This window comes from Nostoc sp. JL23 (genome assembly GCF_017115065.1).
GTDB classification, from domain to species: Bacteria; Cyanobacteriota; Cyanobacteriia; order Cyanobacteriales; family Nostocaceae; genus Nostoc; species Nostoc punctiforme_A.
Genome location: NZ_JABXKN010000157.1, coordinates 21,315 through 42,446, shown reverse-complemented (window position 1 = coordinate 42,446; position 21,132 = coordinate 21,315). Strand labels below are relative to the sequence as shown.

22 protein-coding genes are annotated in these 21,132 nt (G+C 43.0%); 9 read left to right on the top strand and 13 right to left on the bottom strand.

The annotated features are described in order from the left end of the window. Positions 1-34: 34 nt before the first annotated feature. The 7 genes from galT to HWQ42_RS35300 form a co-directional block, all read right to left on the bottom strand. Positions 35-1,135 (bottom strand): galactose-1-phosphate uridylyltransferase, encoded by a 1,101-nt coding sequence (galT, locus tag HWQ42_RS35330; protein ID WP_292820827.1) that lies wholly within the window; start codon positions 1,133-1,135, stop codon positions 35-37. Next, a complete protein-coding gene (locus tag HWQ42_RS35325) occupies positions 1,114-2,970 on the bottom strand; it encodes a glycoside hydrolase family 2 protein (RefSeq protein ID WP_292820824.1) in 1,857 nt (618 codons plus the stop codon). The genes galT and HWQ42_RS35325 overlap by 22 nt, the downstream gene beginning before the upstream one ends. A gap of 847 nt (positions 2,971-3,817) precedes the next feature. Beyond that, entirely contained in the window at positions 3,818-4,711 is an 894-nt protein-coding gene (locus HWQ42_RS35320) for a ribose ABC transporter permease (protein WP_292820821.1), read from the bottom strand. Positions 4,712-4,795: 84 nt separating this feature from the next. Further along, positions 4,796-5,743: an ABC transporter permease gene (locus tag HWQ42_RS35315; RefSeq protein ID WP_292820818.1), complete on the bottom strand. Its 948-nt coding sequence runs from the start codon at positions 5,741-5,743 to the stop codon at positions 4,796-4,798. Beyond that, positions 5,724-7,310, bottom strand: a complete 1,587-nt coding sequence (locus HWQ42_RS35310; protein ID WP_292820815.1) for a sugar ABC transporter ATP-binding protein — start codon at positions 7,308-7,310, stop codon at positions 5,724-5,726. Before HWQ42_RS35310 ends, HWQ42_RS35315 begins: the two co-directional genes overlap by 20 nt. Positions 7,311-7,572: 262 nt before the next feature. After that, positions 7,573-8,151, bottom strand: coding sequence for a substrate-binding domain-containing protein (locus tag HWQ42_RS35305; protein WP_292820812.1), 579 nt, complete (start codon positions 8,149-8,151; stop codon positions 7,573-7,575). A gap of 89 nt (positions 8,152-8,240) precedes the next feature. Continuing rightward, positions 8,241-8,564 (bottom strand): hypothetical protein, encoded by a 324-nt coding sequence (locus tag HWQ42_RS35300; RefSeq protein WP_292820809.1) that lies wholly within the window; start codon positions 8,562-8,564, stop codon positions 8,241-8,243. A gap of 194 nt (positions 8,565-8,758) precedes the next feature. Here HWQ42_RS35300 and HWQ42_RS35295 point away from each other — a divergent pair, with 194 nt between their 5' ends. Continuing rightward, on the top strand, positions 8,759-9,061 hold the full coding sequence (locus HWQ42_RS35295) for a type II toxin-antitoxin system PemK/MazF family toxin (RefSeq protein ID WP_292820807.1): 303 nt from the start codon (positions 8,759-8,761) through the stop codon (positions 9,059-9,061). A gap of 54 nt (positions 9,062-9,115) precedes the next feature. Here the strand turns inward: HWQ42_RS35295 and HWQ42_RS35290 are convergent, their stop codons facing one another. Both HWQ42_RS35290 and HWQ42_RS35285 read right to left on the bottom strand, forming a co-directional pair. Then, a complete protein-coding gene (locus tag HWQ42_RS35290) occupies positions 9,116-9,805 on the bottom strand; it encodes an SAM-dependent methyltransferase (protein WP_292820804.1) in 690 nt (229 codons plus the stop codon). Positions 9,806-9,848: 43 nt separating this feature from the next. After that, positions 9,849-10,394: a dual specificity protein phosphatase family protein gene (locus HWQ42_RS35285; protein ID WP_292820801.1), complete on the bottom strand. Its 546-nt coding sequence runs from the start codon at positions 10,392-10,394 to the stop codon at positions 9,849-9,851. A gap of 545 nt (positions 10,395-10,939) precedes the next feature. Between HWQ42_RS35285 and HWQ42_RS35280 the strand changes: the two genes are divergently transcribed. From HWQ42_RS35280 to HWQ42_RS35270, 3 genes are read left to right on the top strand one after another with little or no spacing between them, the layout of a single operon-like run. Further along, positions 10,940-11,149, top strand: a complete 210-nt coding sequence (locus HWQ42_RS35280; RefSeq protein ID WP_094328129.1) for a DUF2997 domain-containing protein — start codon at positions 10,940-10,942, stop codon at positions 11,147-11,149. Positions 11,150-11,188: 39 nt separating this feature from the next. Then, complete coding sequence (locus tag HWQ42_RS35275; protein ID WP_292820798.1) at positions 11,189-11,575, top strand: DUF1257 domain-containing protein; 387 nt, start codon at positions 11,189-11,191, stop codon at positions 11,573-11,575. After that, positions 11,575-12,036, top strand: coding sequence for a ferredoxin (locus tag HWQ42_RS35270; RefSeq protein ID WP_292820795.1), 462 nt, complete (start codon positions 11,575-11,577; stop codon positions 12,034-12,036). The genes HWQ42_RS35275 and HWQ42_RS35270 overlap by 1 nt, the downstream gene beginning before the upstream one ends. A gap of 119 nt (positions 12,037-12,155) precedes the next feature. On the opposite strand, the gene HWQ42_RS35265 is transcribed toward HWQ42_RS35270, so the two are convergent. From HWQ42_RS35265 to HWQ42_RS35255, 3 genes are all read right to left on the bottom strand, one after another. After that, positions 12,156-12,398 carry a YiaA/YiaB family inner membrane protein gene (locus HWQ42_RS35265; protein WP_292820847.1) on the bottom strand — a complete coding sequence of 81 codons (243 nt, stop codon included), beginning with the start codon at positions 12,396-12,398 and terminating at the stop codon, positions 12,156-12,158. Positions 12,399-12,715: 317 nt separating this feature from the next. After that, complete coding sequence (locus tag HWQ42_RS35260) at positions 12,716-14,314, bottom strand: DUF4335 domain-containing protein (protein ID WP_292820792.1); 1,599 nt, start codon at positions 14,312-14,314, stop codon at positions 12,716-12,718. A gap of 250 nt (positions 14,315-14,564) precedes the next feature. Then, entirely contained in the window at positions 14,565-15,170 is a 606-nt protein-coding gene (locus tag HWQ42_RS35255) for a DUF3038 domain-containing protein (RefSeq protein WP_292738227.1), read from the bottom strand. 725 nt (positions 15,171-15,895) lie between these two features. On the opposite strand from HWQ42_RS35255, the gene HWQ42_RS35250 reads away from it, so the two are divergent. From HWQ42_RS35250 to HWQ42_RS35230, 5 genes are all read left to right on the top strand, one after another. Next, positions 15,896-16,810 carry a molybdate ABC transporter substrate-binding protein gene (locus HWQ42_RS35250; protein ID WP_292820789.1) on the top strand — a complete coding sequence of 305 codons (915 nt, stop codon included), beginning with the start codon at positions 15,896-15,898 and terminating at the stop codon, positions 16,808-16,810. A gap of 72 nt (positions 16,811-16,882) precedes the next feature. Beyond that, positions 16,883-17,110 (top strand): ferredoxin family protein, encoded by a 228-nt coding sequence (locus tag HWQ42_RS35245; protein WP_012408944.1) that lies wholly within the window; start codon positions 16,883-16,885, stop codon positions 17,108-17,110. 19 nt (positions 17,111-17,129) lie between these two features. Next, on the top strand, positions 17,130-18,092 hold the full coding sequence (locus HWQ42_RS35240; protein ID WP_292820786.1) for a HEAT repeat domain-containing protein: 963 nt from the start codon (positions 17,130-17,132) through the stop codon (positions 18,090-18,092). A 19-nt stretch (positions 18,093-18,111) separates the two neighbouring features. Next, positions 18,112-18,900 (top strand): DUF4058 family protein, encoded by a 789-nt coding sequence (locus HWQ42_RS35235; protein ID WP_292820783.1) that lies wholly within the window; start codon positions 18,112-18,114, stop codon positions 18,898-18,900. Positions 18,901-18,965: 65 nt separating this feature from the next. After that, on the top strand, positions 18,966-20,048 hold the full coding sequence (locus HWQ42_RS35230; RefSeq protein ID WP_292820780.1) for an Mrp/NBP35 family ATP-binding protein: 1,083 nt from the start codon (positions 18,966-18,968) through the stop codon (positions 20,046-20,048). A 193-nt stretch (positions 20,049-20,241) separates the two neighbouring features. Here HWQ42_RS35230 and HWQ42_RS35225 read toward each other — a convergent pair whose 3' ends face one another. Beyond that, positions 20,242-21,114, bottom strand: a complete 873-nt coding sequence (locus tag HWQ42_RS35225; protein ID WP_292820777.1) for a CmcJ/NvfI family oxidoreductase — start codon at positions 21,112-21,114, stop codon at positions 20,242-20,244. Between the last annotated feature and the right edge of the window lie 18 nt (positions 21,115-21,132).

Sequence of the window (21,132 nt, the reverse complement as noted above, 5' to 3'; positions counted from 1 at the left end):
CAGATGCGCCTTGTTTTACTTGCATATCTTTCCTTTATGCGGAAATCAGCATTTCAATATCTACAGCCACAGCTTGTAGTTCCTTCGCTTTTTCCTCCGGTAAAGCATCATTGGCAAACATCCCTGCTGCAAGTTCAGTTCCCGCAAGATACTTTAGCCTTTCGCTTGTCCGATATGGTGGAAAAAACTCGGCGTGTAAATGCGCTTCGGGATGCGCTAAACCGTCAGTTGGCGCTTGGAACCAAGCCATCAAGTAAGGAAATGGGCGATTCCACAAGCCGTCATACTTGAGAGTGACAGTTTTTAAAGCTTTGGCGAGTCCCCAACGTTGTTCTGGGGTGAGATCCATAAAAGTGCTAACTGGCTCTTTTGGTGCAATCCAGACTTCATAGGGGTAACGAGCGCAGACTGGGACAAATGCGATCGCATACTCATCTTGATAAATAATCCGTTGATCGGCTGCAATTTCCTTTTGAATCAAGTCTTGCAGTAAACCCCGCCGATGTTTTTCATAATACTCCTGCTGCATTGACAGCATCCGCGCCGGAACAGGTGGTATAAAAGGATAAGCGTAAATTTGCCCGTGGGGATGGTGCAATGTTACACCTACCTCTACCCCTTTATTTTCAAAGGGCAGCACATACTGAATTTCAGGATCTAAACCTAGTTCGCGGGTGCGATCGCCCCACACTTCCAATAGCAAATCTAGATGATCCAACTCTAAGGAACTCAAGGAGGCGCTGGCATCTTGAGTAAAAACCACTACCTCACAGGCTCCATTCGCTGGTAACGTTTCCACGATGGTATTAGGTGGATTGTTGGCTGTCAGACTCATTGAGGGAAAGCGGTTATCAAACACTGCCACGTCATACTTACCTTGGGGTAGTTCCGTTGGAAACTCAGGGTTGGTGGTAGGTGCGAGGGGATTATATTCTGGGGGCGGCATGAATGTCCGCCCTTGACGGTGACTAGCATAAGCTACCCATTCACCCCGCAAGGGATGCCAGCGCAAGTGGGGATTAGCTTGCACTGGCTCATTACTAGGGCTAGGGGCTTCTAACTGGTTAGTAATTGGATAGCGACTGTATAACTTGAGTTTGCGTCCGTCGGGCTTTAACAGCTTGTGGGAGTACATAATCCTTGTCCTGAGAGGGTTGCAGCGCGGATTGCCTCAATAGGAAATTTCGGGGTGCGATCGCCGTACAATAAACCGTTAGCTTCTTGAAAGGTATCTGTTAATTGGGTGTAACAGAATCCGCTAAATAGCTCAATGTTATTAACTGTTTCCAACAGTGCAGCGTATTTCATTTGTAATTCGGAGATATTCGAGCAGTTTTCATATCCCCAAGCTTGATCGGCATTAGGTTGGTCAAGAGGCGCGTAGGCGATGCCACCGAACTCGGTTAACATCACTGGTTGTCCCTGATGGGGATAGTTATCCAAGGTGAGAATACGCCCCCCAGGACGGCTACGCTCAAATAAATCTGATATCTGAATATCCGGTCTGTAACGATGAGCTAATCGCTCAGGCTGGCGTTCATAGTCGTGAATAGCGAGGATGTCGGTATCGGTACTTTCCCAACCATCGTTACCAATTACTGGGCGAGTCGGATCGAGAGTTTTAGTTAGGTGATACATTGCCAACACGTAGTTACGATGAGCCGCCGTCTCAATCAAATTTGGCACACCCCAAGATTCATTAAACGGCACCCACGCCACAATACAAGGATGGCTGACATCTCGCTTGATGATTTCCGTCCATTCACGGGTCATGCGTTCCACGGCTTTCGGCGTGAAGCGGTAAGCGCTGGGCATCTCCTCCCATACTAACAACCCTAAAACGTCTGCCCAATATAAAAAGCGGGGATCTTCAATTTTTTGGTGTTTGCGTACTCCGTTAAAACCCATAGCTTTCACGAGTTCTACATCAAGTCGTAATGCTTCGTCACTAGGTGGAGTCATTAATGTCTCAGGCCAATACCCTTGGTCGAGGACTAAACGGAGATAGTAGGGACGACCGTTGAGCATAAAGCGATCGCGCTGAATGCTGACAGTCCGCATCGCTGTATAAGATTGCACTTCATCTAAAAGACGATCGTTATCCCATAGCTGAATTTGGGCATCTATCAGCGTCGGCTTTTCTGGACTCCACAGTAATTCATTACGGCAATCGTCAATACCCGGATCGCTCAGAACAATGCGGCGGGTAATTTCTCCATTGAATACTTCATAACTATCGCTTGCTAAAACGCGATCGCCAGCGCTGAGTTTAATTTTAATTTGTACACCCGAAGTAGGTAAATTACCAGCCAGCCCAACTTCAAACCCAATTTCCCACCGTTCGCAGTCGGGAATCCAACGAAGATTTCCGATATAAGTTTCACCTACGCGTTCTAGCCAGACTGTCTGCCAAATACCACTCGTGCGAGGATACCAAATACTATGGGGTTTCAAGTGCCAATCTTGTTTACCACGAGGTTTGGCGAGGTCGTGCGGATCGTCTTGCGCCCACACTGTTACCTTTGTTGTACCACTGTCATTTAAAGCATGGGTAATATCGAGAGTGAAAGAAGTGTGTCCGCCTTCATGCTCGGCTATGTATTTATCGTTTACCCACACACGAGCGCGATAATCCACAGCGCCAAAGTGTAACAGTAATCTGCCGTCCCCTGGTGGTGTTTCAAATTCCCGCTCGTACCAGCAGTTTGGATGAAAACCGCGATCGCTAATCCCACTTTTGGTAGATTCGGGCGCATAAGGAACTTCTATATGATGAGACCATTCGTTAAAATCGCTGGGTTCGACACATTTTCCTTGGTCATCAAATGCGAATTTCCATTGCCCATTTAAAGTTTGCCAGCGCGATCGCTTTAACAATGGTCGGGGGTGTGCTGCTGTTAAGTCCACAAAATTACTATCAGTTTTAGAGGCTAATTTAACCTCATGATTCTTTATATCTAACAATTTCATCAAAATTCCTCCCTATCCATAACTCAATCAACCCCTGCTATAGATTAAATGCAGACCCAAATACTGAATTCCGGTATATAGCAAGAGTTTTTACCCGATCGATGAACGATGGGTTCGAGCTAGTAGCATTATATTTTTTCGTAGCCAATACTGATACCTTCCCCACTTACGTGTTGAAGTATAGCAATAAATTTATATACCCCTAGCTCGTGACATTATGGCATATACATTACTAATCTTTGCCAGGTTATCTTAAAAAAAAAGCATTAAATTTAGGTCGCTATATCTATCATAAATCTGCCACGCAATAAAGTGGTTGTCATGAAAATTTTATTTATATAAATTGTTTAAGTAAATGCTTTAAAATCATTTATTGGTCAATAAGCATTAGCAAACAAAAGAAAAATAACTAAAATCAGGTTATATAAGGTAATAACGGAAGCATTCATTGAATATTGCCAGATAGATAGTCTTTTTTCCTCCAACCACGCCAATTTTGAAGATAAAGCCAAGTTTGCCAGTGCAAGTGCAACTGATTTGCATAAATGCTTGGCGACATCAATTAAGCCTGCGAATTATTAGTATCGCAAGAGACACTACAAAAAAACTTACTTATATGTGTGGCCTCCTAATTGTTTGGGATGTTACTCCCGCTTTAACAGAGCAAATTCTAGCCTTTCATTTGGTTAACAACTCCCAATAAATATTTAGCACTTATCAATGGTGGCACATACTTTTCTACTATTAGAGAATCAGCTTATGTTAATAATATTAGTCACCAACCACTGCCTTTAAGTTGAATTACATCTCTGACATCTGAACAACTACAACTTCCGTTTCAATAAACTCAGCCCCTCTGCACAATACGCTGCTGAAAAAGGACAACCAAAAGTAAGAAGCCACCACGGAGTACGAGCTGCCACCAAGGAGTAATGGTTCCCTCAAGATTTAAAAGGTTATACATCATTCCTAGTAAAAGTACACCGACTAACGTCGGAAACACGCTCCCCTGACCCCCTGCGAGAAACGTTCCTCCCATGACGGTCGCGGCGATCGCATCTGTTTCCCAGCCAAAGGCAGCCACAGGCTGACCCGCTCCTAAACGACCTGCGAGAATAATACCAGCAAGCCCTGAAAGTAACCCGCTAAATGTGTAGACTGCAAGCTTTACTTGATTCGGGTTCACGCCCATGAGTCGGGAGGCTTCTTCGTTGTTCCCAATAGCGAATATGTGTAAACCTAATCGGCTTCTGTGCAGCATAAACCAAGCTGCAAAATATAAGAGTGCAACTATCAGCACGGGTACAGGAACCCAACCAATGAACCCCCTACCCAGCCAAACAAATCCCGATGCTGTCGATGATACGGCAATCGACCTCTCCTGGGTGATGCTCAACGCCAGCCCACGTGCAGCGCTGGCAGTGAATAACGTCACAACGAACGGCTGAAGCCGTGCGCGAGACACGAGAAGACCATTGACCACACCCAGTAACGTGGTGCTAGCAATGCCGCCAGCGATCGCCACAAAGCTTCCTTGTCCGGCAAGCATTGCTGCGACGACACCGCCCAAAGCAACTAGGGAACCCACGGACAGATCGATTCCTCCACTCAGAATCACGACAGTCATGCCTAGCGCCACGATCGCCAGCATACTATTCTGTCGCATGATGTTCATGAGATTAAGAGGTGTCAGGAAGGTTTCATAACGAAAGGATGCGAAAACAGCCAAACTAAGGAGCATGAACAGTACGCCCTGGGAGGTGATGAGCTTGGCAAAACGTCGCAAACCCGTAAGCGCAAGAGACTTTGTGGCAGCCATGACGCGTTAAACCTCCCTCGGTCGCTGCAAAAAAATGGCGAAAAGAATGATTACGGATTTCAAAACTAATGACCACGTAAAGGGAATCAGCAGCATATTGAAACTTGTGGAAATCACCTGCATAAGAAGGGCCCCGACAACAGTACCGAGGACATTTGCGCGTCCACCGGAGAAGGGCGTACCGCCAACAACAACAGCCGCGATCGCATCAAATTCTGCGTTGACACCAACCTTGCTCGGATCGCCCATGCCAAGCCTGGCTGTCTCCACAAGTCCGGCAACCCCGGCAAGCAGGGCACTAATTATATAGACTATATATTTCACGCGCTCCGCACGGATACCCGCAAGCCGTGCAGCCTCCTCATTGCCGCCGACTGCAACGATATAACGGCCGAAAAGCGTAGAGCGGATACAAAAAAAAGCTGCCGCGATCGCTACTGCTGCAATTACAACTTGAATTGGTATAGAACCGAGATAGCCCTTTCCCAGCGCTTCAAATGTCGGATTGACAAAAGGAACGAGCTTACCGTCCCCGATAACTTGAGCAATCCCCCGCCATAAGATCAGAGCCGCCAAGGTAGTGATCAAGGCATCAAGTTTTAGACGCGAGATCAGAAAACCATTGATAAAACCAACCAACAGAGCCGCGCTCAAAGCGAACAAGATGGCAACAGTCATCCCATACTTAATCAGCAATGCCACAATGACTGAAACCAATGCCATAGTAGAGCCAACCGTCAGATCGATGCCACGGGAAGCAATGACAAAGGTCATACCAACGGCAACCAACATTGTTGTGGATACTTGGAGCAACATATTTAATGTGTTGCTAACTGTTGCAAAACGCGGAGTAAAGACGGCGTTCGCAACATAGAGAATTAGGAGTGCCGCAAATGCACCGAAGTTTGGATTCCACAAGGTTCCCCAACCCCGATCAGGCTTCTTGCTCTTCATTTGGGTTTTGCTCTGTTTGGGATTGTTCACCGACGGCTTCCTGACGATCTGCACCTTCTGCCATTGCGTGCAGAATTGCCTTTATGTTCTTCTGCTCGCCACTGAGTTCCGCGATTGACTGCCCGTCACGCAGGACAACGACACGTTGCGAGCCTTCAACTAACTCTTCCACTTCCGATGAAATCATCAGAACTCCCAGCCCTTGCTCTGCTAGTTCGGCGATTAGCTGCTGGATCTCGCGCTTTGCACCAACATCAATACCACGAGTTGGCTCATCAAGGAGAAGAAGTTTTGTATTCTTGCACAGCCATCGCGTCAGAAGCACCTTCTGCTGATTGCCGCCTGATAGTTCGTGGATCTTCTGCTCGGCGCTGGCTGCTTTGATGTCAAGACGTTGCATGAAACGCTCTACAAGTTCGTTCTGTTGTTTTCTGGAAACGATGCCCCATTGTGTGAGGTTCGGTAGGGCAGCAAGCGTGAGGTTTTCGCGCACCGAAAGCTCAGGGATGATGCCGTCCGCTTTACGATCCTCTGAAAGGAAAGCTATGCCAGCAGCGATCGCATCATGAGGATCGTGCAGCGATAAAAGACTACCTTCGAGTTTTACAGTTCCACTCTCAAGTGGTTCAGCCCCAAACAAGGCACGCACCGTTTCACTACGACCAGAGCCGAGTAAACCCGCAAGCCCAACGATTTCGCCCTGCCGCATTTCAATGAAAACACCATTAAGCCGTTTTTTATATTTGAGAGCTTCCGCTTGGAGTAGCACTGGCTGAGAAGGCGTGTTTTGCGAGTGTCCTGCAAACGCCGTGACTCCTTTGCTCACCTCTTCGGGTTTACGACCCAGCATAAAACAAACGAGTTCCAGACGAGTCAGCGTAGACAGCGATCGCGTCACAATGTTGTGCCCATCACGCAATACTGTCACGCGATCGCATACGGCGTAAAGTTCTTCAAAACGGTGACTGACATAGACGATGGATGTCCCTTCCGACTTTAGCCGCCGCATAACATCAAAAAGAACAGCAACTTCAGTTTCCGTCAGCGAACTTGTGGGTTCATCGAGGATCAGCACCCGCGCACCAAAGGAGATGGCGCGGGCGATCGCCACCATCTGGCGATGGGCAATATTTAGCGAACCAACCACTGAGTACGGGTCGATATGCAACCCCAGGCGCTCTAGGATATCGGCCGCCCTAGCGTTCATCGCCCGTCTGTCAATGATGCCGAAGCGATGCGGCTCTCTGCCCAGAAAAATATTCTCGGCAACAGTTCTCAAACCCACGAGTTGAATTTCCTGGTAGACGGCTACGATACCTGCCGCCTGTGCTTCAGTCGGGGTTTGGAATGCAACGGTTTTCTGGTCGTACTCCATAACACCCGAATCACGTCGATAAGCCCCCGTCACGATCTTAATCAGCGTCGATTTGCCAGCGCCATTTTCTCCGACCAGTGCATGAATCTCGCCTGCCTTCAGTTCAAAATCCACACCCCAGAGCGCTGGCACGGCGGAAAAACTTTTTTTTATACCCGTCATGCACAGGACATTTCTAGTCGCCTGATTCATCGGCTTTACCTAGTTTTTGTCTTAATTGCCGATAGTGGAGATCCTTCACTTTGCACTATGGTAAGTAATATTTATTTATCTATCGTGGAGGCTCAGGAAAATTCCAGGTTATCTTTTTTCTATTTTAGGGTGAGAACTACTTATACCAATTCTCAAAAATCCGGCAACACATTCAAACCCCGAAACCCAAATAATAGACTTTCTTAATTACGAATTACGTTAGCGTAGCGGGGCGTAGCCCATTACGAATTACAAATTGGTATTAGTATGCTTCATCTACAAAATCCTTAGCGTTGGTCACGTCGAAGAGTCTGTCCTTGAGAATAATCCGAGGAGGAATTTTCTTACCAGCAAAATACTCTTCCATCGTGGCGAAAACAAGTGAGCCAAAACGCGGGTTCGACTCGACACTCACGCCAAGCTCACCACGAATTATCGCCTCAAGCGCGGCTTTCTGACCATCGATTGAACCGACCATCACATCCTTACCAGGCTTCATACCTGCGGATTTGAGAGCCTGGATCGCACCTAATGCCATTTCGTCGTTGTGAGCATACACTGCGGTAATATCGGAACCCTTAGCCTGGATGATGTTTTCCATTACACGTTGGGCCGCAGCCCGCGAAAAATCTGCCGTCTGCGTGGCGATGATTTTCATGTTGGGATAAATGGCGATCGCATTACGAAACCCCTTAGCCCGATCAATTGCAACCGATGAACCGGCTGTTCCGGTGAGTTCCACGATGGATGCCTTGCCGTCGGTTGCCTTAGCCAACCATTCGCCAACGCGGCGGCCTTGGGCGATAATAATCCGACCCCAGAAAGCTGACAAAATGTTCACCTGGTCTTCCCGCCGCTTCACGGTCGATCAGAAAAACTGGTATTTTTGCCGCTCTTGCTGCTTCTAGGGCAGGCGTAAGACCCTCATACTCACAATATGACATCAACTTGTCGTGCGATTAGATCCTCAATGTCGGCAAATTGCTTCGATGTCTGCCCCTGAGCATCCGTCATCAGAAAATCGTAAGTTTTCTTACGCTTGGCAGCCTCCTCCTTAATGCTGTTCGTTTCGGCAATGCGCCACGGGCCGATGTTCTCCGTCTGCGAAAATCCGACAATTTTTTTTGTTTTCTCGCGTATACAACCAGACAGCGAGAAAGCCGCAACAGTAATCACAGCGTAGGCGCTAAATACCAAGAACTTTGGCATATAGGCTCCGATACCTGAGCATCCAAAACAGGTTTTATTTTTCATAACCCAATTATGTCTGAACGCTAAATTGAGCTGATCTCATATTTTGCCGACATCACAGAAGTATTGCCTAAAGTATAAATTACCATTTTGAAGAGAAATGATGGCTTCATAACGTGAGTCACGGAAGTAGCTTTTTATAAGGAATTAAGCCCGCAAATGTGTAACTGTTCAGGGGGGTAGTCAATCGATTTGATGTGTTTTTGGTTAACCTCGACCCAACAGTTGGCAGTGAGATTCAGAAGACAAGACCCTATGTAGTAATTTCACCAGATGAGATGAATAAATATATTGCCACGATTATTGTTGCTCCGATGACAACTAAAGGACAGCCTTATCCGACTCGTGTCACTTGTGAGTTTCAGGGCAAGGATGGGCAAATCGTTCTGGATCAAATTCGTACTGTTGACAAAGCTCGATTAGTCAAAAAGCTAGGTCAGATTGACTCTGATGAACAAAAAGCAGTTTTAGATACTTTGGCTGAAATGTTTGCGGAATAATATACCTAACAATCTATACACTGGATGGTTATACCAATTCTTTATAGATACGAATTATATAACATATCTGGTTATCTTCAACATCTGGTTTCCACCAGGCTGGAGTTCGTATTCAACCTTTTCAATATCTATCTTATAACCCTTGGAAGTGTAATATTTAACTATTTCATCTAAATGTTGTGAATGTTTCCACATTAAAGTTATCAAGGGAAATATTCTGACTTCTTTAGCAATACGCAACATCTCACCTACTGAATTTAAGTGAAAATCGTAATCGAGATGGTCGGAATATAAAAACAGTAAATGTGAACAAAGCGCTATGTCAAATTCTTGATTATTAAATGCCAATTTTGGCAATTCACCGATTGTGTATCTGTTGCTTTTTTTGCCAGCTTCATAATCAGACAAAAATTCTCGAATAACTTTAACTCGATTGTGTCGCAAATCATCAGGGGATTTATGATAGCTCCATACCCACTCATTTGATGTAGCCTTGACTTGATTAATGATGTTATCTACCACTTTATTAAATCTTTTCAATATTTCATCACTGGAAAATTGGTACAGAGGGTCAACAGAAACTACACTTTTACCCTGACGTGTCATTTCTGCATTAAAGCTTGCCGGCCCATCTCCAATCCCAATGATTCTTTTATTTAAATCTGCATTTGTTAAATTGAATATTTTTGTATATTCATCCATTGACCTTCCAAAAGGAACTATTTTATCTAGAACCATTGCCATAGAATTTACCTCATCAATAGACTGATTAAACAGGATCATAGGATCAAAATGTTTTATTCAGTGCGAGACGGCAATCATTCAGAAGCACGCCAAGCTCTTTTACAACTGTCAAGGGATTTCTACCTCTAAATACAGCAGCGATCGCAGCTTCATAAGGATTTCTACCTGTTCTTTTGACAGCATTTATTGCGGCTTTATTTGATAATCCTCGGATACTAACTAGCCATGCCGCTAACACATGTCCAGTACGTCCAATTCCACCAGAGCAATGTACAACTACTTTCTCATTTTCTTTATCTGCTTCTATTAAGAAAGGAAGTATTTTTTGTGTGAGGGTTTCTAAATCAGATAAATGGAAATCTGCAATTGGTGCCCAACAAACTACCTGATTCCCAAATTCCTGTTTGTATATGTTTAGAAGATCGGAGTAAGAAGCTAGCTGTTGTTCATCAAGAAGACAGCAAACACGCTTGATATTTTGGCGCTTCATGAATTCTATCCAATCCTGAACATTCTTGTCAGTGTATCCAGGTCGTGCAGCACCAAAAACTATTTGCTCCTTTTCCCAAGCTGGGGCAAACTTATACATATTTAGTCTAGAGTCGAGGTTGGTAAATCTCACCAATGGCAAAAAATAGCTATGGCTGCGCCAACACTTTCAGCAATCGCAGTTTAAAAATCCCTTTACACCCAATGCCAACTAAAGTCACTAATGTCTACGTAAGTATACCCCATTATCTTGCTGTAGTCTGATACTGCGCTCTGTAAAATCTTAAGATAATAAGCTAAATCGAAGGGTAATAATAAAGTTTTTCAAGAAATTTTATATTTTTGTGAATTATCTTGCTGCCTATACTACCTCTAATGCTTATTTTTAGGACTTTTGCAGCTTACTTAGCTAGCTCCAGTAGTTACCTTGACTAATCAATGAGGTTAAGAGAAACTAACTAAATACTGATGTATGTGCTTATAATAATAATAAGTTTTGTAAAGATTCTGAGATATATATGTTGAAAGATGGAACATTAGTTAACAAATGGCGAGTTTGTATCTAAAAATGTTCCTACGGCTATATTTTTAGCCTTCTGCTAAGGCAGTACAATTTAAGCGTACTTATCCTGGTTGACCAAAAGAATGGAGACATTAGAGTTCATAATCTATCCAGACGGTCGGGTACAAGAGAAAGTCACTGGCATTGTGGGTAATTCTTGCGCTGAAGTTACAGCAGCAATAGAGGCACAGCTAGGGCAAGTACTTAATCATGAGCCAACCTCAGAATATTTCGCCGCCAAGGTGCAGCAATCTAATGTGGCGAATACACACACCACTTACAGCGATTGGTAAGTTTTCACAGTAGTTTAGTGTTATTAATTCACAACCACCATGTCACACTTTAGCCAAATTAAGACTCAAATCCGTAACCTTGATTCTTTGAAAGATGCTTTGACTGAATTGGGCGTAGACTGGAAAGCTGGTCCACGCGAAGTTCGTGGCTATCGCGGTCAAACCCATCCTGCGGAAGTTAGTATTGAACAGGAAAATGGCTATGACATCGGTTTTAGATGGAATGGCAAAGAATATGAATTGGTGGCTGACTTGCAATATTGGCAGCAAAATTTGTCTGTAGATGGATTTTTGCGCCAAGTAACACAGCGCTATGCTTATCAAACAGTTGTGAAAGAAACTGCTCGTGTTGGTTTTCAAGTTTCTGAACAACAAAAAAATGAAGATGGTTCAATTCGCCTGGTAGTACAGCGCTGGAGTGCGTAATGGCTGATTTTCTGCCGTCGCCGGAAGAACAAGAAGATAACCGTTCCGGTTTGGAACCAGAACTAGGGGGTTTTTTACGGGATGCCCCAGAACGTTCTGGTTTAGAACCGGAATTGGGTGGTATATTGCGCCAAAATGGTGTTTATGTTGACGAAATCACCTGTATTGGTTGTAAACATTGCGCTCATGTTGCCCGTAACACCTTTTATATTGAACCAGATTACGGGCGATCGCGCGTGGTTCGGCAAGATGGGGACGCTGAGGAAATTATTCAAGAAGCAATTGACACTTGTCCAGTTGATTGCATTCATTGGGTTGATTACACTGAACTGAGAAAATTAGAAGACGAGCGCAAATATCAGGTAATTCCTTTAGTGGGTTACCCTGTAGAACAAGCGGTTGCTGCTAGCGAACGTCGGCGTAAAAAGCAAAAGTTAAAAACCAAAAAATCCCGTTATTAAGATAAAAACGTTAAATCAATATAATAAAGGACTGGAATATCCAGTCCTTTTGTTTTTCGTTATGTAGTTAATTTCCGATGCAAGGATAATTTTGAATTTCCTGTAAGAGCTAACTCTCTTCATTTTAAATTTAGAGGATAGTGTTGTGAAAGTAATTTTTCTACTTTTGCCTCGTCTAACCTAGCGGTTAATCTTCTAGTTTCGTGCAAGTCTCTAGTAGTTTTTGCCAAAGTAAAAGTTGAGCCAACAGAGAAAGCCATACCCATACCCATAAAGCCTTTTACCCAGCCATTTACAGGTAAGTTCACAATACCGAAGGTAGTCATAGAAATAGAAATCACAAAAGCTGCCCAAGTTTGAATAACCCAAGCTGCACTGTCCTTTTAGGTACCAATTGTTTGCATATTTCTTACCTTTGATATGAGTTATTAATACCAATTCTTAATTCGTAATTAAGAAGCGTAAGATTTAATCTAGGTTTACAGATTTGTATCTATAGTTTAGTTTTGGAGAATTGGTGTTAACAGTAATTATATTTATTGGTAAGTTTACTGGTATCAAGAGTCAGACCAGTTTCATAACTGGACTTTAACAGGTAAGCTTAAGAGCAATGTAGTAAGTAGAAACTGGCACAAGATTTGTACCAGTTTTACAAGTGGCATTAAAAGGATGAGTTTAGTTATTCATCTGGAAAAGTCTGTACCTTGCCATCAGGACTGAGAACAACTCGAATTCTGACATTTTGTCCATTTTTATTAGCGGAAACAAAAGGTTTGCCAACTTCAGGCATCCCAGCGTCATCAACGAATTCTCTTGCTGCCTTATTAAGGGGAAAAATTCGTTCAATTGTGCCGTCAACACCAACTATCAAACTGTACTCTAATGTTTGTCCCAGTCCAGTAGGTGGTTGCCAACGCTTTGTTAGATATTCTCTAGCTTCTGCTACTTGAGGTGTGTCAAATAATGTGCCAGTAGCTACTTCTCTGGATGTGGGGTTTTTAGCTGCGTCCCCTAATTGATCGATAAATGGATTATTCGCAGCAGTTCTAGAAGAGGGAAGTTGTGAAGTAGGTTTCTCTCCAGCAGAAGATTGCTGTAAGGAACTGATTCTTTCGTCTAGCTGTTGTGAAGTTAGTGGAGAGGCTTGGGTTGGAGTATTGACACGATTTTTATTGGGTATGGTGTCAAGAGATGGAGGGAGGACTGGTGAGATATTAGTTGGTAAGCTATTTGCGTTAGAAGATAGTCTGGGTGGCAAATTCCGCAGTTGAGGGATAGCACCGGGTTGGGAACTTGACCCGGTTGGATTCTGTCCCAGATTTGGTAATATGGCAATTTCCTGTCCTGGGATTTTGCTGGATGGTGCGTTAGCTCGATTACTAGGAAGGGTTGCAGTCGTCCCTTGAGGTATTGTCAATGCATTTGGTAGTGGTGGAGAGAAACTAGAACTAGGCGCTGTTAGAGGTGCTTGGGGTAAAGTGGATGTGGAAAGTGGAGGGGTGGAACCTAGCAAATTATTTGATGGAGGAGTTAGCCCAGGTTCAGGCGTGGGAAAGTTGAGTGAGGATGAAGGTTCTAGAGCAGTCTTTACTGCTGCTGAATTTGATGTTTTGGCTGTCTGCTGTTGCTTTTCTCGAATGTTGTTAGCATATTGCCAAGTAACTGGTAAAAAACCTATACCTAATACTAATACTGCGGCAATAGGCGCCCAAGCAGGGAACCTCAGAGTCGAACCTGTACTATTGAGAGTTGGAAGTGCCATGACATCAGTCGAGTATTCATCTAAAGCACTTGCCAAATCGAATAGTTGCAGCAAACTGAGTTGAATTACGGGGCCAGATGAATAGTTGGCAAGAGAACCAAGAAATAGGTTGTGAGTTAAATAGCTGCTTGGTTCTAAGTGGATATTTGCCCCTGGAATCTGGGTACTAAAGGCATTTAATGTTTTCGTTGAAGACTTTAATTCTGGCTCATCCAGTGCTGTGCTTGACTGGTGAGTACCGGAGAAACTGACCCAAAAGCTCTCTGGAGACTGTTGGAGAAATTGCTGTACGTAGCTGGTGACAGCATCACATAAAGCTTCTAGTTGCTCGCGATCGCCCCGAATTGGAAATCTTTGTTCTTCTGGTAGTCGGGGATCGTCAAAACGTAGCTCAAAGCTCAGATGTTTAAGGACAGTTTTCCCCATCCAACGGGACAAAGGTGAGCTTTGTGCGAATACTTCTAGCGTGCAAGTCGGTGGTGTGTAGCAACGAATAACTGAATTTGATAGAGGCATGACAGGAACTACGAAGAAGACTATATTGGGATTTTGCAAAAATTGAGCCAGTTGCTTGCAAAGAAAAGTTGGAACGGTGGATTCCTCCACTCAGCAATTTGTCAGGTTCTTTCCGTTGTGCAAACTGGCGTGCAAGGAGAAAGCATTGCTGATAAGTGCATCGCCCAAGAGCTAATGACCATCAAAAAGGAATCCTTACCTAGCAAACTTTCATGAGCAAATTTTGATTGAGGAATTTCAAATCTAAAATTTAAAATTTTGTTGAACGGTCTATAAGTGCTAGCCAGAGACGGCGATGCCCACCAAGAGCGCTGTAAAAAAGTAAATCTACAAGCAGTTTTAAGGCCAGGTTGGTTAGTAAATCCGTTGAGATTTGCTCGTCCTCTTCCATCCGCTCTTGGTAAGTGTTGCAAAAAGCATCAATATAGTCTCCAAGTAAAGCAGCCTGGTGAGGTTCCCGGTTATTTTCTGCCATTTGTTCTAACAGACCAACAGCGCGGCGAATCAATTCCTGGTGCTGTTTGGCTAGATAGCAGATGATCAAAACAAGCGATCGCGCTTCTTCGACATCTAGCTTTTTTCGCCCTCCTTGACCTTTGCGTAGAGGATTTGATTGGCGTAATCGCCATAAAGCTACGCGGTCTGGCACTCTTGACTCTAAATTCAGATCGGTTGCCGCCGAAAGCATTGCCTCTGAACCAATTCCAGTTAAGGTTTCTAGCGCCAACAGCACCAAGTCTAATTGGGTTTTGATATTGTCCCATTGAACTGTGTTTGGGGCTGGAAGCTTGATTAAATCCTCCCACTGGGAATTTGGAGTGGCTGAGTTGGCGGCCGAGTGCATAACTTTTAGCATAGGTGATCGAGCTGAGAGGGGATGTTGCTGTTACCCATTTTGAAACCAGACTCTTAAGAATCAAGCTTGGTTTCCCATAGCTATTGAGCCAGAGGCTTTAGCTAGCTTTTTTATGTGGTAAACAGTAGGTATCTTTGTCTTACTCTAGATGAAAATTTATTTTCGACAAAGTAAAAAATTATCAATTCTAATTAAGGTTTACCCGACTTTCGCTGTTAGCTCCATATCAGAGTATAAATAAACTATTGTTTTGAATGCTAACCGCTAGCGATCGCTAAGTAATTATGTAGAATACCTCCTAATTTGTTTGCAGTTTTAAATTTTGAAATTTCTTGATATTTATTACTTGGTCTTAATGTATACATAATTACTATACAAATGTTTTGCCTGTCTCCTAAAGGCACTTTTTGCTGCTGGACATTATCTGTGTGCAGCCAGTTATTTCAGTATAGGCTGGGCAACATCAGGACGATTGACGCCTCCATGAATAAAACTGATGACAAACTTAAAATTTTGATAAAGTCAGCGTTTGAAGATGTTGGGTGATTGATTTATTCCAACTTAGTTGGTAATATAGCTCTAACCGCAAACCACGCACATATCAGAACTCATTTATAAAGTTAATGGGCTGAGGTAATAGTTTAGATATTTACCAAAACCCATACTGAAGTATGGGTTACAGATAATTCACTCAGTAAAAATAGCAACGCAATAATATAACAACTATGAAAAAGCATTTTTTTGCCTTTTCACTGATAGCTTGTGCTGTCGGTGTGACTTTGCCAACTCAGGCATTTGCAGTTAAGTTATACGGTGCTGGAAGTTTGCGCGATAGTCTCACAGAAGTAGCTGAATCTTTTAACGAAAAATATGGAATTCCAGTAGAAACGCGATTTGGCCCGTCTGGTTTAACACGAGAATTTATAGAACAAGAATTCTCTGAAACTGGAAAATCCGCAGATGTTTTTGCCAGTGCAGATATTAATAACCCTCAAACATTGTTTGAAGAAGGTTTGAGTGAACCTGTAGTGAACTTCACTAGCAACCGTATGACTGCTGTTGTCAGGTCGGAACTTGGTGTCACATCAGATAATTTGTTGGACTTTTTGCTAAAACCTGAAATCAAATTGGGAACTTCAACGCCCATAGCAGATCCATCTGGTAACTATGCATGGGAGATATTTGACAAAGCCAATCGGGTTACACATGGTAGCTCTCAAATTTTGAAGAATAAAGCTTTACAGTTAGTAGGTGGTAATCCTAATGCTCCTATAGTTCCTAATGGCAAAAATAATTTAGTCTACTTTTTAGAAGAAACAAAACAGGCAGATATATTTTTAGCTTATTACACCAGTGGCAAGACTGCCCAAGCAGCAGAAGGTGGTGAAAATCTGCAAATAGTAGAGTTACCCGACTATTTAGCAACGAAAGCTAATTATGGACTAACTACACTGAAAAATGCCGATCCTGATGGTGAAAAGTTGGCCGAATATATCCTGTCACAAAAAGGGCAAGAAATTTTAGCAAAGTATGGATTTACCGCACCTTCTACTTCTGTTCCCGAACATCAAGGTGTGGGTGGAATTTTGCTGGCGGTAGGGGTAGCTTTTATCTTGAATAAAAAATTGGTCAAATCGTGAGATAATTTATGCAAGCTTACCCCATTTATTTTATCGGTTAACAGTTTGAGTACGAAATCATGGAGTTATTTTATGGCTTTAATAAATCAAAGAATAGATGTTCCTGTGATCGTTGATGAATCAAAATGTTTAGAAAAATGCACAGCCTGTATTGAAGTTTGTCCCTTGGATGTATTGGCAAAAAATCCAGAAACAGGCAAAGCTTACATGAAATATGATGAGTGTTGGTTTTGTCTGCCTTGTGAAAAAGAATGTCCAACCAATGCAATTACAGTACAAATCCCCTTTTTGTTACGTTAACTATCTGTGGTAAAAATTAATGAATGATGACCTCAAGGATTGGCTAGAAATGCTGCGATCGCCTGACGTAAATGATCGGATAGTAGCTGTAAAAACCTTGCAACATCTAGGCGATTACGAAACAATCGACGCTTTAATTATAGCTTTGAAAGACGAACATATTACTGTTCAGAAAATAGCAATATCTGCCCTTTGGGAAATTGCCGATCCTGTGGCGATTCCTGCTTTAATTGAATGCTTAACTTCAGCAGATTCAGATATTCGCTCTGAAGCTGCATCAGCATTAAATGAATTGGTGACACCAGATGAATTGTTACTTTTATTAGAGAAGTTGCAAACTAATGATGTCAATATACAACTAAATATTTTAGTACTTTTGCGGAAAATACATGACATTCAATCTTTAACTGACATTTTACCATTTCTAGAATCAAAAAATCCTGAGTTAAGAGAAGCAGCCATTACGACACTGCGATATATAAATCAACTAGAAAAATGTCCCCAAGCTTTAAATTTAATCTTTGATGAGCAAGCAAGTGTACGTCGTGCTGCTGCTTTAACTTTAGAACATTTACAAGATGCAGAAGTGATTACAATACTTTGTCAAGCACTTACAAATGATAGTGACTGGCAAGTTCGCCGGAATTCAGCTAAATCTCTGGCTATTCATGCAAATAATCAAGCAATTTTAGCATTAGAAATAGCTTTAAATGATGAACATTGGCAAGTGCGAAAATCAGCAGCACAAGCTTTGCAAAAAATTCCAGATATTCAAGTTATGCCGAGATTAATTCAAGCATTAACAGATGAATATGCAGATGTCCGCAAAGAAGCTGCGATCGCACTTGGGAATTTAGCTCACCCCGACGTTATTAATCCCCTCCAACAAGCCTTAGATGACCCTGACAAAGAAGTGTCCATCCAAGCACAACGGTCAATTCAGAAGATTCAAACAGATACAATAGTCTCAAGGGAGCAGTAAATAATTAAGGGAAAGCCTAATGGACAATCCATTTCCTGGAATGAACCCGTATTTGGAACAGCCTGAACTTTGGCATCAAGTTCACAATCGTTTGATTGTAGCGATCGCTGATGACCTGACTCCTCAAATCGCCCCTAAATATCGAGTTTCCATTGAAGAGCGAGTTTACACTAGTGTAGATGATATCTTACTCGTAGGAATTGCTGATATAGCAGTTGCCAAACGTAACACTACAGATAACAGTACAACTTTGACTGCTGCAAAACTTGCTGAACCCAGTAAAGTTAAAGTTCCTGTACCTGAACAGATAACTGAGCGATTTTTAGAGGTGCGAGCAACTCCAACCAAAGAAGTAGTTGCTGTGATTGAAATACTTTCCCCCAAAAATAAACGCTCCAAAGAAGGTAGAGCCACCTACGAAAGCAAACGACAGAAAATTTTGGCTTCTGCAACCAACTTAATAGAAATTGACCTTTTGAGACAAGGGCAGCCAATGCCTATTCTCGGAGCATCAACCACAGATTATAGTTATAGTATCTTGGTCAGTCGCAGCTACAATAGGCCTGATGCAGATTTATATACTTTTGATTTAAAAAACCCAATTCCTATTTTTCCTGTACCTTTGCGTGAGGGAGAACCTGAACCTATAGTTGACTTGCAAAGATTATTAAATGAAGTTTACGAACGTGCTAGATTTGACTTGGCAATTGATTATTCACAACCTTTAAAAATAGTGCGTAGGCGTAGCCAGCCGCAGGCATCGCCCGAAGAAGAAGCTTGGGTGAGAGAAGTTTTGCAGAGGATCTAAATCAGAGCGATCGCTTCTACTATACTGCAACTAGCAAAGTTCTGATCCCTAAGCTTCTCTTAACCATGTCTAACCACCAATCCCCCTTTCAGCATCCAGAAGATCGCGTAAAACCAGATACTAATTTATATCAGCAAGAAGTCGTCCAGCTACTCAAACAAATCATTGAACCTATTTTAAAAAATGACATCGTTAGTTTGGGAATGGTGCGAAATATCCGCATAGTTGATGACTATATTTACTTACGTTTATATATTGGTTCTCATCAGCACCAATTACAGCCAGAAATTCAATCTAAATTATCATCTTTATCTTGGTGTAAAAAAACTTATATTCAAATTTGTACAATTCCCGGTGTTAAAACAACTCTTGCAGTTTCTAGTGGTAAAGGTGGTGTGGGCAAATCCACAACAGCCGTTAATATCGCCGCCGCTTTAAAATTACAAGGTGCAAAAGTAGGACTATTAGATGCTGATGTCTATGGCCCCAATGTTCCCCAAATGTTGGGTTTGGGACAAGCTGATATTCAAGTGATTAATACTCCCACAGGTGATAAGTTTTTACCTCTAGAAGTTCAGGGAATAAAAATAATGTCAGTGGGTTTACTTGCAGAAGCAAATCGTCCTTTGGCATGGCGGGGACCTGTATTGCATAAAATTATCACGCAATTTTTGCAAGATGTGGAATGGGGGGAATTAGATTATTTATTGATAGATTTACCTCCCGGTACAGGTGATGCTCAAATTACAATTATCCAAGAAAGCCCAATTTGTGGAGTCATTTTAGTGACAACTCCGCAACAAGTAGCTGTTGCAGATGTACGACGTAATATATATATGTTTCGCCAAGTGGGTGTTCCTGTCCTTGGCATCATTGAAAATATGAGTTATTTAATTTGTGGTGATTGTGGTTCACGCACACCGATTTTTGGTAGTGGTGGCGGCGAACAACTGTCCGCAGAATTACAAGCGCCTCTATTGGGACAAATTCCCATTGATCCCCGCATTTGTAGCGGTAGTGATACTGGAAATCCAATTGCGATCAGCGAATATGCTTCACCAGCAAAGGAGGTTTTTACACAAATAGCTACTTCATTAAATACTACTTTTACGTTACACGATAAAACTACGCAGCCTGACCAAGTTTAATAGCTTCAGGAACTTCAATCAATTGCCCTGTTTTGACATCGTAGATATAGCCTTTGAGTTTATGTGGGTGGATCTAGTAGGGGCGCAAGGCCTTGCGCCCCTATGACAGGTATGGTTCAAATACACGAAAACTGCTGTAATTTATTTTACGCAGAGGCGCAGATAGTAGGAGTTTGAAACAAGTTTTTGCGATCTATGCGGGGTAAAAGACGAATGTTCGGAGTTCGATGCTTTCTCGTGGGGGAGCGTTGGCTGGGCTGGTGGGGTCTTCAAAGGCAGTATGGGCGGCAAAACGGGCGTGTCCGTCTTCTGCGGAGTCAAAGCATTTGATAAATAGTGCTTCGTCTCTGTGCATTTGCGGGAAATAGAACCATTTATGTTTGGAGTTATACGTGACTCCGTATGTCTCACCAACCCGATCGCGGTACACAAGATCGCCAGCTACAAGGTCTGTGGGTGCGATACTTTGCGCGTCACACAGTGCTAATGGTGACTCTTGGATTGGTTGTGCGATCGCTCGCCAAACATTGATGATGGCAAATCGCTGTTTTAGTAATGTATCAATATCATCATCATCTATGCCTCGCGCTGCTAGTTCCAAACGGGCGCGAGTATAGCCTGATTTGGCGGTGAAGTCGTTGTGTACACGCAAGGCAGGTTCTTTAATATTATTCTCACCTGGTTTTGACTGACCGGCGTTACGCAAGGTGTGATCGAATATTACTACCTTCGTTGCACCTGTCACTTCTTTTAACAATTGCTCGGCTTCAGGATAGTAGACGCGGCGTACTTCGTCTTCATCGTAAAAGTTGCGGACATTAGTATTATGTCCAGTAAACGCGAAACCTTCTCGATCTAACGAGATATTCTCTGAGATAGAACGAGCATTGTAAATTGGCAGTTTATGCGTCTGATAAGTTGCATTCGTGCGAGGAATCCCGGCTGGCGGTTCGTAAGTATAGTTAACAGGTTTTTCTGCCGTTGGAATCAGGTAAGTGAGGTTGGTCTCTACGTATGGCAGTTCTGCGGAAATTGGTTTGTCTAGAACTTGGTTATTTAAGCTCATAGGTTATCCCATTTTGGA